The sequence below is a fragment of the Rhodanobacter sp. PCA2 genome, assembly GCF_013620825.1.
GTDB lineage: Bacteria > Pseudomonadota > Gammaproteobacteria > Xanthomonadales > Rhodanobacteraceae > Rhodanobacter_A.
In genome coordinates, this window is sequence record NZ_NJIC01000012.1 from 53,934 (window position 1) to 67,831 (window position 13,898).

A 13,898-nucleotide genomic window follows, 5' to 3' on the forward strand; every position below is an offset into this window, starting at 1 on the left:
GCCGCTCAGAAATCCCCGTGCAGCGCCTGCAGCGCGGCCAGCGCCGCCAGCCCGGCCGTTTCCGTGCGCAGGATGCGCGGCCCCAGCCGTAACCCGTGGAAACCGGCCTCGTGCAGCGCGGCGACGTCGCGTTCGCCTAGGCCGCCTTCCGGGCCCACCACCAGCAGGGCGCCCGCATCGCCGGGACGCAGTTCGCGCGCCGACGAATCCGCCTCGGGCAGCAGGGCCAGCCGCAAGGCGCCGTCGTCCGCCAGTGCAGCCAGCCATGCCGGCAGCGGCAACGCAGGAAGGATCTCGGGCAGGCAGGCGCGGCCGGATTGCTCGCAGGCGCTGGCCGCCACCGCGCGCCAGTGCGCCAGGCGCTTCTCGGCGCGGGCGGCGTCCAGCCGCACTTCCGAGCGCTCGGTGAGCAGCGGCACGATGCGCGCCACGCCCAGTTCGGTGGCCTTCTGCACGATCAGGTCCATCTTCTCGCCGCGCGCCACGCCCTGCGCCAGGGTCAGCCGCAGCGGGGACTCGCGCTGCACCGGCTGGCGCTCCAGCACCTGCACCAGCACCTCGCGCTTGCCCACGCTGCGTATCGTGGCGGCGTAGTCGGCGCCGTCGCCGTTGAACAGGACCAGCGGATCGCCCGTCACGAGACGCAGCACGCGCGCCACGTGTTCGCCGGCCTGTGCGGGCAGGGCCAGTTCGGCGCCGCTGGCGAGCGGCTGGTCGACATGGATGCGGATGGTGCGCATGCGGGGCTTCGCGGCAAAGCGCCAGCATAATCGAGCCGTTTCGCAAGCTGAATGGTGGCGCGATGAAAAGCCGGCCTTCCTTGCCTGCGGCAAGCGGCGGGCGCAGCATGATCAGGCCACAAGGCAGGAGGTAACCGCCATGCTCAAGATCGCCATCCTTTCGCTGACAGCGGCATGTGGCCTCGGTATCGGCACGTTGGCGAGTGCGCAGACGGCGCAAGCCGCGTCGCAGGCCGACGCCAGCGCTTCGACCCAGCCGGACACCCGGCAGCACCAGGTGATCAAGCCGGGCGACCGCAACTGCATCCGCGAGACCGGCAGCCTGATCCGGGCGAAGAAGGGACAGTGCCTGCAGGGCGCCGTCGGCCGCAGTTACGACGCGCAGGACATACGCAACACCGGCCAGCAGAACGTGGCCGACGCCTTGCGCATGCTGGACCCGTCGGTCCACTGAACATCGCCTTCAAGACGCCGCGGCGGGTCAATCCGCCACGGCGCGCTCGATGCCTGCCGTCGCCACCTCGACCAGCAGGTCGAGTTCGGACGCGCTCGCCACGTAGGGCGGCATGAAGTAGACCACGTTGCCCAGCGGGCGCAGCAGCGCGCCGTGCTGCAGGCCGTGGAGATACACGCGCAGGCCGCGGCGATCCTCGGCGGCGAAGGGGCGTCGCGTGGCCTTGTCGGCGACCAGTTCCACCGCGGCGATCATGCCGGTCTGGCGCACCTCGGCCACGTGCGGGTGCTCGCGCAGCGGCTCAAGTCGTCGTGCGAGGTGGGCAGCCAGCGCGCGGTTGCGTTCCAGCACCGGCTCGTCGCGGAAGATCGCCAGCGTGGCCAGCGCGGCGCTGCAGGCCAGCGGATTGCCGGTGTAGCTGTGCGAATGCAGGAAAGCCTTGCCCGCGGCGTATTCGGCGTAGAACGCCTCGTACACGTGCTGCGTGGTGAGCACCGCCGACAGCGGCAGCGTGCCGCCGGTGAGGCCCTTGGAGAGGCACATGAAATCCGGCGAGACACCGGCCTGCTCGCACGCGAACATCGTCCCGGTGCGGCCGAAACCCACGGCGATCTCGTCGGCGATGAAGTGCACGGCGTATTCGTCGCAGAGGCGGCGCAGGCCCGCGAGATAGTCGGGGTGGTACATGCGCATGCCGCCCGCGCATTGCACCAGGGGCTCCACGATCACGGCGCAGGTTTCGTGCGCGTGGCGTTCCAGCAGTGCGCGCAGTTCTTCCAGCCGGCGCGTTGCCACCTGTGCAGGCGTTTCGCCGGGCTCGCCCTCCCAGGCATCGGGCGAGGGCGCCAGGAACGGCGTGAGCAGCAGCGGCGCGTAGGTCTTGCGGTACAGCGCCACGTCGCTCACCGACAGCGCGCCCAGCGTCTCGCCGTGGTAGCTGCCGGTGAGCGCGATGAAGCGGGTCTTCCCGCCGTGGCCCTGGTTCAGCCAGTAGTGGAAGCTCATCTTCAGCGCGACCTCGATCGCCGCCGAACCGTTGTCGGCGAAGAACACCTTGTCCAGCCCCGGCGGCGTGATGCGCACCAGCTCCTCGGCCAGCTCGATCGCGGGCGGATGGGTGAAGCCGGCGAAGATCACGTGTTCCAGCGTCTGCGCCTGCGCCGCGAGCGCCGCGGCGATGCGCGGGTTGGCGTGGCCGAACAGGTTGGTCCACCACGAACTGATGCCGTCGAGGTAGCGGCGGCCTTCGGCGTCGATCAGCCAGGCTCCCTCGCCGCGCACGATCGGCAGCAGGGGAATGGTCTCGTGGTCGTGCATCTGGGTGCAGGGATGCCAGATGTGCTTCAGGTCGCGCGCGGCGAGCGCGGCGTTGCGGTCAGTGGGGTTCGTCATCCGGTTATGATCGACGTGCGCCGGCGTGCGCTCAAGAGCGCATGCGGAACTCCCCCGGAAAGCCCGCTTGAAAGTCCCGAGAAAAATCCTGCCTGCCGTGGCCGTGTTGCTGCTGCTCGCCGCGGCCCTGCTGTGGTGGTTGCCCGCGCGCTGGGCCTTGCCGCTGCTACAGCCTTCGCTGCACGGCTTGCGCCTGCAGCAGGTGGGCGGCACGCTGTGGGACGGTCGCGCGGAACAGGTGCAGACACCGGCCGGCCGCGCGCTGGGCCGGCTGCAATGGCAGTTGTCGCGCCGCGCCCTGTTCGGGCAGGTCGACCTGCAGGTCGATTTCGACGGACCGTCGTTCGGCTTGCGCGGGCACATGCGGAAGTTGCCCGCGAACCAGGTGGAATGGAACGACCTGCAGGCGCATGCGGACCTGACGGCGCTGGCCGATCCGCGCATCCGCCTGCCGTGGGGCCAGCCGCGCGGCGAGCTGGCGCTGGATGCGCGGCACGCCGTGCTGCAGGCCGGCTGGCCGCTGGCGCTGCAGGCCGACTGGCAATGGCGGCAGGCCGCGATGCATATGAAAAGCGGTGATGCAGCCCTCGGCAATCTGCATGGCACGCTTGCCGCACAAGGCGGGGTGATCCATGCACAATGGCAGGACGACGGCCAGGGCCCGCTGCGCACCACGGGCGACCTGCAGCTGAGTCCGCTGGGCTGGCGCCTCGGTGCCGAACTGCAGGCGCGACAGGACGATCCCGCGCTGTCGCGCTGGCTGGCCATGCTGGGCAAGCCCGATGCCGGCGGCACGGTGCACGTTGAACGCAAGGGCGGACTGGCCGCCAGCTCCATCATGGGAAAGAACGCACGATGAAAGCCGCAATCCTCGACTCGGCCCTGGCCGCCGCCCGCGAAGCCGCCGCCGCCGCCGCCGAGGTGATCCTGCATTACTGGAAGCGCGGCGTGGACGTGGAGATCAAGGGCGACGCCACGCCGGTGACGGTGGCCGACCGCGAGGCCGAGCAGGCGATCCGCAAAGTGTTGCGCGCCGCGCTGCCCGAGGCCTCGATCTACGGCGAGGAATACGGCCTCGACGGCGCGCGCGACGGCCTGCTGTGGCTGGTCGATCCGCTGGACGGCACCAAGAGCTTCGTGCGGCGCACGCCGTTCTTCTCCACCCAGATCGCGCTGATGGACCGCGGCGAGCTGGTGCTCGGCGTGTCCAGCGCGCCGGTCTACGGCGAGACGATGTGGGCCGGCGCCGGCCAGGGCGCCTGGTTCGAGGGCGAGCGCGTGCAGGTGGCCGATACCGCCGACATGGCGCAGGCATCGATCTCCACCGGCAACGTGAAGACGCTCACCGGCGATGCGCGCTGGGCCGCGCTGGGCGCGCTGATCCGCGACAGCAACCGCATCCGCGGCTACGGCGACTTCTGCCACTACCACCTGCTGGCGCGCGGCTCGCTGGACCTGGTGGTCGAGTCGGACGTGAACATCCTCGACATCGCCGCGCTGGCGGTGATCGTGCGCGAGGCCGGCGGCGTGTTCACCGACCTAGACGGCCGCGCGCCCACGCTGGAAACGCGCAGCGTGCTGGCCGGCACGCCGGCGATCCATGCGGAAGCGTTGCGGCGGTTCGCCGTCCGCTGACGGCCGCTGCGCCGCCCCTGGCCCGGGGCACCGGCCGCTTTCCTCGCCACGCTACAATCACCCGATGCCCAAGCCGCCCATCATCCACGCCACGCGCGACGTCGAGCACAGCCGCTTCCTGCGGCTGGAACAGGTCGATCTGGAATTCTCCAACGGCGAGCGCCGCACCTACGAGCGCATGAAACCCGGCGGCCTCGGCGCGGTGGTCATCGTGCCGATGCTGGACGACGAAACCGTGCTGCTGGTGCGCGAGTACGGCGTGGGCCTGGAACGCTACGAGCTGGGCCTGCCCAAGGGCCGGCTGGACCAGGACGAGACCGCCGAGCAGGGCGCCAACCGCGAGCTGAAGGAAGAGGTCGGCTACGGCGCGCGCAAGCTCAAGATCCTGCACAACCTGTCGTTGTCGCCGTCCTACATGACCCACATGGCGCACGTGGTGCTGGCGCAGGATCTCTACCCCGAACGCCTGCCCGGCGACGAGCCGGAACCGCTGGACGTGGTGCCGTGGAAGCTGGCCGACCTGCACACGCTGGTCGCGCGCGACGACGTCACCGAGGGCCGCTCGATCGCCGCGCTGTTCATGGCGCGCGAATACCTCGCCGGGCGGATGAAACTGTCGTGAGCACGCCGTTCGAACATCCACTGCTGTGGCGGATCGGCGCGCTGGCGCGACGCGCGGGCGACGCGATCCTGGAGGTCTACCGCCAGGACTTCGACGTCGAGCTGAAGGACGACCGCTCCCCGCTCACCGCCGCCGACCTTGCCGCGCAGAACGTGATTGCCGAAGGCCTGGCGGGGATCGAACCCGCGCTGCCGCTGGTGTCCGAGGAGGCCAGCCAGCAGCCGTGGGAACAGCGCCGCACGTGGGCGCGGCACTGGCTGGTCGATCCGCTGGACGGCACGCGCGAGTTCGTGAAGCGCAACGGCGAGTTCACCGTCAACATCGCGTTGGTGGAACGGCACGAACCGGTGCTGGGCGTGGTGCTGGCCCCGGTCACCGGCGACCTCTACGTCGCCGCGCGCGGCACCGGCGCGTGGTGGCAGGCGCAGGAAGGCGGCGACTGGGAGCGCATCGGCACGCGCACGCTGGCGCAGCCGGCGATCGTGGCCGGCAGCCGCTCGCACGGCGGCGCGCAGGCAGAAACCCTGCGCCGCCTGGTCGGCGCCGACTACAGCCTGCAGCCGCTGGGTTCCTCGCTGAAGTTCTGCCTGCTCGCGCGCGGCGCCGCCGACATCTACCTGCGTCGTGGCCCCACCAGCGAATGGGACACCGCCGCCGCGCAATGCGTGCTGGAGGAAGCGGGCGGCGCCGTGCTGGACCTGCACGGCCAGCCGCTGCGCTACGACCGCGGCGAATCGCTGCTCAACCCCGAGTTCGTCGCGGTGGGCGACGCCAGCCTGGACTGGCCGGCCAAGCTGCGCGACGCCGGCCTGCCATGAGCGACGCCGCGCACCACGGCCTCGACCAGCTGCTGGCGATCATGGCGCGTCTGCGCGACCCCGAACGCGGCTGTCCGTGGGACGTGCAGCAGGACTTCGCCAGCATCGCGCCGTACACCATCGAGGAAGCCTACGAGGTGGCCGACGCGATCGACCGCGGCGACTTCGACGACTTGCGCGACGAACTCGGCGACCTGCTGCTGCAGGTGGTGTTCCACGCGCAGATGGCGGCCGAGCAGGGCCGCTTCGACTTCGCCGACGTGGCGCAGGCGATCAGCGCCAAGATGGTCCGCCGCCACCCGCACGTGTTCGGCGACGTGCGCTACGCCGACCTGGACGCGCAGAAGCAGGCCTGGGAGGAATTGAAGGCCGCCGAGCGCGCCGCCAGGGGCGAGGCGCCGGATGCCAGCGCGCTGGCCGGCATCTCGCGCGGCCTGCCGGAGTGGAAGCGCGCCGCCAAGCTGCAGCAGCGCGCCGCCACCGTGGGCTTCGACTGGCCGGATCACCGCCCAGTGCTGGACAAGCTGGCCGAGGAGATCGACGAGGTGCGCGCCGAGTTCGACGCGGGCGCCGATCCGGCGCGGCTGGAGGACGAGATCGGCGACGTGCTGTTCGTGGTGGCGAATCTCGCCCGGCACGCCGGCGTGGATTTCTCGCGCGCGCTGCGCCATGCCAACGCGAAGTTCGAACGACGCTTCCGCCGCATGGAACAGTTCGCCGCCGAGGCGGGCGGCACGCTGGCGGAACACGACCTGCCCGCGCAGGAGCGCCTGTGGCGGCGCGTCAAGCAGGACGAGCGCTGAATCCGCGCGGCCGCCGCTGATTGCGGGGATCAAACAGGCGACGGGCTTGCAACCTTTTGCCCGCGGCCCGCATCAGAGCTGGTTGACACACCTCGAAGGAGTTCCGCCATGCGCCGTACCGCGTTTGCCCTGCTGCTGCTCGCCCCGCTGTCCGCCTTTGCCGCCAGCCAGTGCGCCCACGAGTCCCCGCGCAACCTGCGGCTGGACCTCAACGGCGTGCGCGGCGTGCAGATCGACGTCAACAGCTTCGACCTGCACCTCGACGGCACGCCCGGCGCGACGCAGCTGGTGGTGAACGGCCGCGCCTGCGCCTCGGACGCGGCGGCGCTGGACAAGCTGCAGATCACCCAGCGCCGCGACGGCGACCAGCTCATCATCGAGCTGGGCGGACAGAAAACCTACTCGTTCATCCAGTTCGGCAACTCCCACGCGAGCCTCGAAGCGAACGTGCAGTTGCCGCCGGACGTGCCGGTGACCGTGCGCGTGGGTTCCGGCGACGCCACCGTGTCCGGCCTGCAGCAATTGCGCAGCATGGTGGGCTCGGGCGACCTGCACGTGGGCAGGATCGCCGGCGCGTTCAGCACCAGCGTCGGCTCGGGCGACGTGGACGCCAGCGATGTCGGCAGCCTGCAGGCCGGCTCGGTGGGTTCGGGCGACCTCAAGGTGAGCGGCGTGAAGGGCGACGCGAAGGTCGGCAGCATCGGCTCCGGCGACGTGACCCTGCGCAACGTCGGCGGCAACGTGCACGTGGACACGCTGGGCTCGGGCGATCTGGGCGTGCACGGCGTGGGCGGCGATTTCAGCCTGGGCGCCAAGGGCAGCGGCGACGTCAGCCGCAGCGACGTGAAGGGCAAGGTCAGCGTGCCGCGCGACGACGACTGAGCCCCGATTTCGCGCGAACGCAAGCTTGGGCGGCAGCTACCCCAGCCACCGCCACGCCAGGTACGCCAGCGGCGCGCACACCAGCAGGAACGGCAGCGACACGCGATGGAACAGCCGCAGGCCTTGCGGCTGTTTCGCCAGCCGCAGCGCGATCAGGTTCGCCAGCGAACCGGTCGCCAGCCCGAAGCCGCCCACGTTCACCGCCACCGCCAGTGCGATGGCGTCGTGCGCGCGGTCCAGCAGCAGCACGGTGGCCGGCACGTTGCTGATCAATTGCGAGGCCACGATGCCGCTGGCGTACAGCGTCAGCGGACGGTCCAGCGCCAGCCGGTCGAGTCCGTGCCGGATCGGCGGCAGTTCGGCGAAGTGCCCCAGGCCCAGGAAGATCGCGGCGAAGGTGGCGAGCAGCAGCCAGTCGATGCGCGCCAGGCTGCGCCGCGCCAGCAGCGCGAACGCCAGCACCAGCAGCAGGGCGCCGGGCACGGCATGGCCGTATTCCATCGCCAGTACCATCGCCGCCAGCGCGATGATCGAGCCGGTGGCCAGCGGTGTGGCCACGCGGTGGCCGTCCACCTGCGCGGCGCGCAGGCTCACCGGGCCTTTCGGCAGCCACGCCAGCGTGAGCGCGGCCACCAGCGCGAACATCACCGCCGCCGCCGGTAGCATCGCCAGCACGAAGCGCGCGAACGGCAGTTGCGCGTGCTGCCACAGCAGCAGGTTCTGCGGATTGCCGATCGGGCTCAGCGTGCTGCCGGCATTCACCGCCAGCGCTTCCAGCACCGCCATGCGCGCCACCGGCAGGTTGGAGATGCCGCCGATCCCCAGCGTCAGCGGCACGATCAGGAACAGGCTCACGTCGTTGGTCAGCACCATCGCCAGCAAGGCGGTGCACGTCACCAGCAGCAGGCCCAGCCCACGCAGCGTGTGCGTGCGCGCCACCAGTACGCCGGCCGCGTGCTGCACCAGCCCGCTGTCGCGGATGCCCTGGATCGCCACCAGCAGGCCGAGCAGGCCGGCCAGCGTGGGCAGTTGCAGCCAGCGCCGGTAGCTCGTCGCCGGTTGCGGATCGAGCAGCGCCAGCGCGATGGCGAGCATCGCGAACAGCAGCAACAGCCATTCGCTCTTCAGCCGTTCCTGCCAGCCGCTGCGTGGAGGAGCGGCTTCGCTCACCGGCGGGCGTCCCGCCACGATGCACGCCTGGCGCAAGGCGGACGATTCACCACTCCGTGAGGCCTTCCACCTCGTACAGCTTCTTCCAGCTGGGCCGTGCGCGCACCCGGTCGGCCAGCCGTTTCAGCGCGGGCCATTCGGTGGCTGGGCGCGGCATGTTGCGCGACCAGCGCATCAGCATGGTCAGCAGCAGGTCCACGCCCGAGAACTCCTGGCCCAGCAGCCAGGGACCGTGCGCCGCGAGCTGCGCGTCCAGCAGGTCCCAGACGCCCTCGATCTTCCGCTGCACGGCGTGCTTGACCGCGGAATCGTGTTCCTCCGCGCCGAGGTCGGCCGGATAGAACCACAGCCGGTAGCTGGACATCAGCGTGTTGCTGAGGAACACCGCCCATTGCAGCCACGCCTCGCGTTCGGGCGTGCCGGGCGGCGGGATCAGCTTCGCCTCGGGGTGGCGTTCGGCCAGCATCTGCAGCAGCGCGACCGATTCCATCCGCGGGCGGCCGTCGATCACCAGCGTGGGCACCACGCCGCGAGGATTGAGCTTGAGGTATTCGGGGCCGTGCTGTTCGTCCCGGTCGAAATCGACCAGACGCAGCTCGTGCGGCGCGCCGATTTCCAGCAGCGCAAGATGCACCACCATGCTGGCGCTGCCGGGCGAGTAGTAGAGCGTGTACATGCGACCTCCGCGGGGGAATGGGTTTCGGCGATGGTGAGGGTTCGCTCACCCTTCCCGCAACAGCCGCATCGGCGAGGTGCGCGTCACCTTGCGCGTGCCTGCCAGCCCCAGCAGCATCACCACGAAGGCGCAACCCAGCGCGCCCAGCGCCAACGGCCACGAGGGCGGCAGGAAGCCCTCGATATGAAACACGGTACGCCCCAGCCACAGGCCGGCGACCGCCGCGCCGAAGGCGGCGGTGAGGCCGGCGATCAGGCCCAGCAGGGCGAACTCGCAGGCGGCGGCCACGCGCAACTGCGCGCGGCGCGCGCCCAGCGTGCGAAGCAGCGCCGCCTCATGGCGGCGTTCGGCGGCGCTGGCAGCCAGCGAGGCGGCCAGCACCAGCGCGCCGGCGAGCAGGCTGAAGCCCAGGATCCAGCGCACCGCGCCGCCCACGCGGTCGACGATCTGGCGGATGCGGTCGAGCAGGTCGTCCACGTCCACCAGGCTGAGGTTGGGGTAGTCGCGCGACAGTTGCGCCATGGCCCGGGCGTGGCCGCGCGGCAGGTGGAAACTGGCCAGCCAGGTGTGCGGCAGCGCGTCGGCATGCGCGGGATCGAGCAGCAGGAAGAAGTTGACCCGGAACGAGGTCCAGTCGACCTGGCGGAAACTGGTCACCGTCGCGGCCACGCGCCCTTCGCCCACGTCGAAGCTCATCGTGTCGCCCAGCTTCAGCGCGAACATGTCGCGCCACATGCGATCCACGGATACCTCGGCCTGCGCCGGATGCGCATCGAACCAGCGGCCGTCGATCACCCGGTTCGCGGGCGGCAGCGCGTCCGCCCAGGACAGGCGCAACTGGCGGTCGGCCCATTCCTTCGCCCGCGGATCGGCGAAGTGCCGGCTGTCGATGGGCTGGCCGTTGATCGCGGTGAGCTTGCCCACCGCCAGCGGCATCATGTTGAGCTGGTCGGCGCCGATGCGGGCGAGCGCCTGCGCGAACGCGGGTTGCTGGTCGTCCTGCAGGTTCAGCGCGAACCAGTTCGGCGTATCGACCGGCAGCTCGCGGCGCCAGCCGTCCAGCAACGCAGGCGCCACCACCGACAACAGCAGCAGGGCGGCGAGGCCCAGGCTCAATGCGGTGGCCTGCACCACGCTGAGTCCGCGCCGCCGCGCCAGCGCGGCCAGGCCCAGCCGCAGCGCGGGATGCGCGCCCGGCGCCACGCGCCGCGCCAGCCACAGCAGCAGCGTGGCGAGCAGCGCTGCCACCAGCGCCACGCCCGCGAGGCTGGCGGCGAGGATGCCGGCGAGCTTCAGCGAGCCGCTCTGGCTCCAGATCAGCGCCAGCGCCACCAGCGCGGGCAGCAGGTACAAGCCGTCGAAGCGGCGCGGCTTGCGCGCCAGGCTCTCGCGGAACACCGCCACCGGGGCGACCTCGGCCAGTCGCAACAGCGGCGGCAGCGCGAAGCCGGCCAGCACCGCCACGCCCATCGCCGCGGCAATCAGCGCGGGCAGCAGCGGCAATACAGTGGGCACGCCGCCGAACAGCGTGCTGGCGAACTGCCACGCGAGTTGCGCCGCACCCAGCGCGAGCAGGGCGCCGGCCAGCGCCACCGGCAGCGCCAGCGCGGCCAGCGTGAGCAGCAGCAGGCCCAGCACGCGTCGGCGCGGCGTGCCCAGCGCGCGCAGCAAGGCCACCTCGGGCGTCTTGCGTCGCGCATAGCGCTGCGCGGAAAGCGCGATCGCCACGCCGGCCAGCAGCGCGGCCAGCAGCGCAGTGAGATGCAGGAAGGCGCCCGCGCGGTCGAACGCCGTGCGCATGCGCTCCTGGGTCTGTTCCGGCGTGAGCAGTTCCACGCCCTGCGGCAGGGTCTGCTGCTGCGCCCAGCTGCGCCAGCGCTGCACGGCCTCCGGCGCGCCTGCCAGCAGCAGGCGATACCGCGCCCGGCTGCCCACGCCCAGCAGGCCGGCCTGTTCGGCGTCGGCAAGGCTCATCAACGCGCGCGGCGCCAGCGCCACCAGCGCGCCGCCGTCGGGCTGCTGCACCAGTTCCGCCGCGATGCGCAGTTCCTTGCCGCCCAGTTGCAGCGTGTCGCCCACCTTGAGCGAGAGCGACACCAGCGCGCGGTGGTCCAGGTACGCCGTGCCGGCGGCCGGACCGTGGCCGTTGCGCTGCCGCCCTTGCGCATCCGCCAGCACCAGCTTGCCGCGTAGCGGGTATGCGCCGTCGGTGGCCTGCACGTCCAGCAACTGGCTGCGGTCGTGGGCGAACGCCACGCTGGGAAAGCCGGCGTCATGGCTGAGCGCCAAACCGTCCCGCCGCGCCTGATCGGCAAACGCGGCCGGCACCGCCTGCGGTGCCGAGACGCCGATGTCGCCGCCGATCAGCTCTGCGGCGCTGGCGAGGATGCCGCGCTCCACCCGCGTCGCCAGCGTCGCCACCACGCCCAGCGCCAGCACCGCCAGCAGCAGCGAGCCGGCCAGCGTGCGCAGTTCGGGGAGGCGCCATTCGCGGCGCAGGTTGCGGAGCGCAATACGCAGGAGTTTCATCGCTGCGCTCCGGGGGACGTATGCGCGACGTTTGGCGCGGGTTGGGTGCACGCTCCGTTTTCTTCGTGCTCGATGGTTGGAGCGGGGTTGGTTTTTTCTGTCGCGCAGGCGTGGGTTTCAGAGCGGTTTCGTGCGCCTGCCGGCGCGCGAGCTACTTCTCTTTTGCTTGTCCAAAAGAGAAGTAGCCAAGAGAAAACGACACCCCGCGGCGGCGCTTGCCGGGCATTCATGCCCGGCAAGTGCGTGAGCCGCGGCCGGGCTTTTCGAGCGGACTCCTGTCCGCGCGAAAAGGCGAGGCCATCCGTGGCCTCGCCCGCTGCGCGGCCTGATCGTCCACGCCTCACCGCCGCCGAGGGGGCCCGGAAGAGCAGGCGCGCATCGTGCGCGCCAGAAGCAACGGCAACGGCAAAAGCGAAGCGCTGCGAGATCGCGGTGCTTCGCTTTGCTATGGCTTCTGTTCTGGCCTTTGTTGTTGCTTCTGCGCGCCGGGAGCGCGCTGCTTTACCCGGGGCCCCTATGGCGCGGCGGGCGGGTGGAGGAAAGTCCGCAGGATGGCCCGCATGGATGCGGGCCAGTTTTCCGCCGGCACACGGAGGTGCCGTCGGAAAACCCCGTAACCCGCCCGCGCACCCGGAAGGCAGGATGCCTGGAGGGCGCGCCATCGGGGTGCCCCTCTCTTTGGTTACTTTCTCTCGGGCACGCGAGAGAAAGTGACTCGGGCGCCGGCAGGCGCTCGAAACCGCTTTGTCGAATGCAACAAAGTACGAGAGGCAAGCCGCCGTTCCGGCAGGAAACAAAGAGACCCGCGCAGTCATGCGCCCAACCCCGTCGCCACGCGCCCTTCCTCCAACTCGATGCGCCGCTGGCACCGCGCCGCCAGCTGCGCATCGTGGGTCACCAGCACCAGGGTGGTGCGGTGGTCGCGGTTCAGCGCGAACAGCAGGTCGGCGATGTGGTGGCCGGTGCGCTGGTCGAGGTTGCCGGTGGGTTCGTCGGCGAACAGCAGGCGCGGGCCGTGCACGAAGGCGCGGGCGATCGCCACGCGCTGCTGCTCGCCGCCGGAGAGTTGCGCGGGATAGTGCCGGCGCCGTGCGGCGAGGCCCACGGCGTCCAGTGCTTCGCGTGCCTTTGCGCGCGCCTGCGCGTCGCCTTCCAGTTCCAGCGGCAGCATCACGTTTTCCTCGGCGCTCAGCGCCGGGAGCAGGTGGAAGGACTGGAACACGAAGCCCACCAGGCGCCGGCGCAGGTCGGCGCGGGCTTCCTCGCCCAGCGTGTCCAGCGCGTGGCCGGCGAGGCGGATCGTGCCGCTGCTGGGCGTGTCCAGTCCCGCGAGCAGGCCCAGCAAGGTGGTCTTGCCGGAGCCGGAGGCGCCCACGATGGCGAAGCTCTCGCCGGCGGCGACGCGCAGGCCGACGCGGTCGAGGATCTGCAGCCTTCCCTCTGGGCCGTCCACCGACTTGCTAACATCGTGCGCTTCCAGGACCTGGTGAGGCGTGTCGCTCATGCGTCGTTTCCTGTGCTTGCTGTTGTGGCTGGCCGGCGCCGTCGTCGCGGTGCAGGCCGCGCCTGCGCGCAGCGTGCTGGTGCTGGGCGATTCGCTGTCCGCCGCGCACAACATTGCGACGGAGCAGGGCTGGGTGCATCTTCTGGAAGTCCGTCTTGGCAAGATGGTGCCGCCCTGGACCGTGGTCAATGCCAGCATCAGCGGCGAGACCTCGCTGTCCGGGCGCAAGCGCCTGCCGGCGCTGCTGGCCGCCCACAGGCCCGGCGTGGTGGTGATCGAGCTGGGCGCGAACGACGGCCTGCGCGGCCTGCCGCTGGAGCAGTTGCGCGACAACCTCGCCGCGATGATCGATGCGGCCCAGGCCGCGCATGCGCGGGTGCTGCTGCTGGGCATCGAGCTGCCGGTGAACTACGGCCCGCAGTATCGCGACGGCCTGCGCGCGGTCTACGCCGACCTCGCGAAGCGCAAGCATGCGGCGCTGCTGCCGTTCCTGCTCGACGGCGTGGCGCTGGATCCGGCCTTGATGCAGGCGGATGGCCTGCACCCGCTCGCCGCCGGCGAACCGAAGGTGCTGGAGAACGTCTGGACCGTGCTTCAGCCCCTGTTGCACCAGTAAATAGATATTTCACGCTTCCATCACCCGGTGCCCGGTTAGCTCATCGTGTTTTCACAC

Annotated in this window: 14 protein-coding genes; 8 read left to right on the plus strand and 6 right to left on the minus strand. The window is 70.9% G+C overall.

Annotation, left to right across the window (positions count from 1 at the left end; genetic code table 11):
• Positions 1-5: 5 nt before the first annotated feature.
• A complete protein-coding gene (locus PCA_RS04630) occupies positions 6-740 on the minus strand; it encodes a 16S rRNA (uracil(1498)-N(3))-methyltransferase (RefSeq protein WP_181301427.1) in 735 nt (244 codons plus the stop codon).
• On the opposite strand from PCA_RS04630, the gene PCA_RS04635 reads away from it, so the two are divergent.
• Positions 739-1,194, plus strand: coding sequence for a hypothetical protein (locus tag PCA_RS04635; RefSeq protein ID WP_181301428.1), 456 nt, complete (start codon positions 739-741; stop codon positions 1,192-1,194). The two genes, PCA_RS04630 and PCA_RS04635, sit on opposite strands and share 2 nt — an antisense overlap.
• A gap of 27 nt (positions 1,195-1,221) precedes the next feature.
• On the opposite strand, the gene PCA_RS04640 is transcribed toward PCA_RS04635, so the two are convergent.
• Positions 1,222-2,586, minus strand: a complete 1,365-nt coding sequence (locus PCA_RS04640; RefSeq protein ID WP_181301429.1) for an adenosylmethionine--8-amino-7-oxononanoate transaminase — start codon at positions 2,584-2,586, stop codon at positions 1,222-1,224.
• A gap of 67 nt (positions 2,587-2,653) precedes the next feature.
• On the opposite strand from PCA_RS04640, the gene PCA_RS04645 reads away from it, so the two are divergent.
• The 6 genes from PCA_RS04645 (at position 2,654) to PCA_RS04670 (ending at position 7,346) form a co-directional block, all read left to right on the plus strand.
• On the plus strand, positions 2,654-3,445 hold the full coding sequence (locus tag PCA_RS04645) for a type II secretion system protein N (RefSeq protein WP_181301430.1): 792 nt from the start codon (positions 2,654-2,656) through the stop codon (positions 3,443-3,445).
• Positions 3,442-4,221 (plus strand): inositol monophosphatase family protein, encoded by a 780-nt coding sequence (locus PCA_RS04650; RefSeq protein ID WP_181301431.1) that lies wholly within the window; start codon positions 3,442-3,444, stop codon positions 4,219-4,221. Before PCA_RS04645 ends, PCA_RS04650 begins: the two co-directional genes overlap by 4 nt.
• A 64-nt stretch (positions 4,222-4,285) precedes the next feature.
• Complete coding sequence (gene nudE / locus PCA_RS04655) at positions 4,286-4,843, plus strand: ADP compounds hydrolase NudE (protein WP_181301432.1); 558 nt, start codon at positions 4,286-4,288, stop codon at positions 4,841-4,843.
• Entirely contained in the window at positions 4,840-5,661 is an 822-nt protein-coding gene (gene cysQ / locus PCA_RS04660; RefSeq protein ID WP_343204409.1) for a 3'(2'),5'-bisphosphate nucleotidase CysQ, read from the plus strand. Before nudE ends, cysQ begins: the two co-directional genes overlap by 4 nt.
• Positions 5,658-6,464, plus strand: a complete 807-nt coding sequence (mazG, locus tag PCA_RS04665) for a nucleoside triphosphate pyrophosphohydrolase (protein WP_181301433.1) — start codon at positions 5,658-5,660, stop codon at positions 6,462-6,464. The genes cysQ and mazG overlap by 4 nt, the downstream gene beginning before the upstream one ends.
• A 108-nt stretch (positions 6,465-6,572) precedes the next feature.
• The gene (locus PCA_RS04670; protein ID WP_181301434.1) at positions 6,573-7,346 is read left to right on the plus strand and encodes a DUF4097 family beta strand repeat-containing protein; all 774 of its coding nucleotides are present in this window, start codon (positions 6,573-6,575) and stop codon (positions 7,344-7,346) included.
• Between the two features lie 36 nt (positions 7,347-7,382).
• Here PCA_RS04670 and PCA_RS04675 read toward each other — a convergent pair whose 3' ends face one another.
• The 4 genes from PCA_RS04675 to PCA_RS04690 form a co-directional block, all read right to left on the minus strand.
• On the minus strand, positions 7,383-8,516 hold the full coding sequence (locus PCA_RS04675; RefSeq protein ID WP_343204410.1) for an SLC13 family permease: 1,134 nt from the start codon (positions 8,514-8,516) through the stop codon (positions 7,383-7,385).
• Between the two features lie 46 nt (positions 8,517-8,562).
• The gene (locus PCA_RS04680) at positions 8,563-9,192 is read right to left on the minus strand and encodes a glutathione S-transferase family protein (RefSeq protein ID WP_181301435.1); all 630 of its coding nucleotides are present in this window, start codon (positions 9,190-9,192) and stop codon (positions 8,563-8,565) included.
• 45 nt (positions 9,193-9,237) lie between these two features.
• Positions 9,238-11,721 (minus strand): FtsX-like permease family protein, encoded by a 2,484-nt coding sequence (locus tag PCA_RS04685; protein ID WP_181301436.1) that lies wholly within the window; start codon positions 11,719-11,721, stop codon positions 9,238-9,240.
• A gap of 811 nt (positions 11,722-12,532) precedes the next feature.
• Complete coding sequence (locus PCA_RS04690; RefSeq protein WP_181301437.1) at positions 12,533-13,225, minus strand: ATP-binding cassette domain-containing protein; 693 nt, start codon at positions 13,223-13,225, stop codon at positions 12,533-12,535.
• Between PCA_RS04690 and PCA_RS04695 the strand changes: the two genes are divergently transcribed.
• Entirely contained in the window at positions 13,224-13,841 is a 618-nt protein-coding gene (locus PCA_RS04695; RefSeq protein WP_181301438.1) for an arylesterase, read from the plus strand. The two genes, PCA_RS04690 and PCA_RS04695, sit on opposite strands and share 2 nt — an antisense overlap.
• Positions 13,842-13,898: the final 57 nt, after the last annotated feature.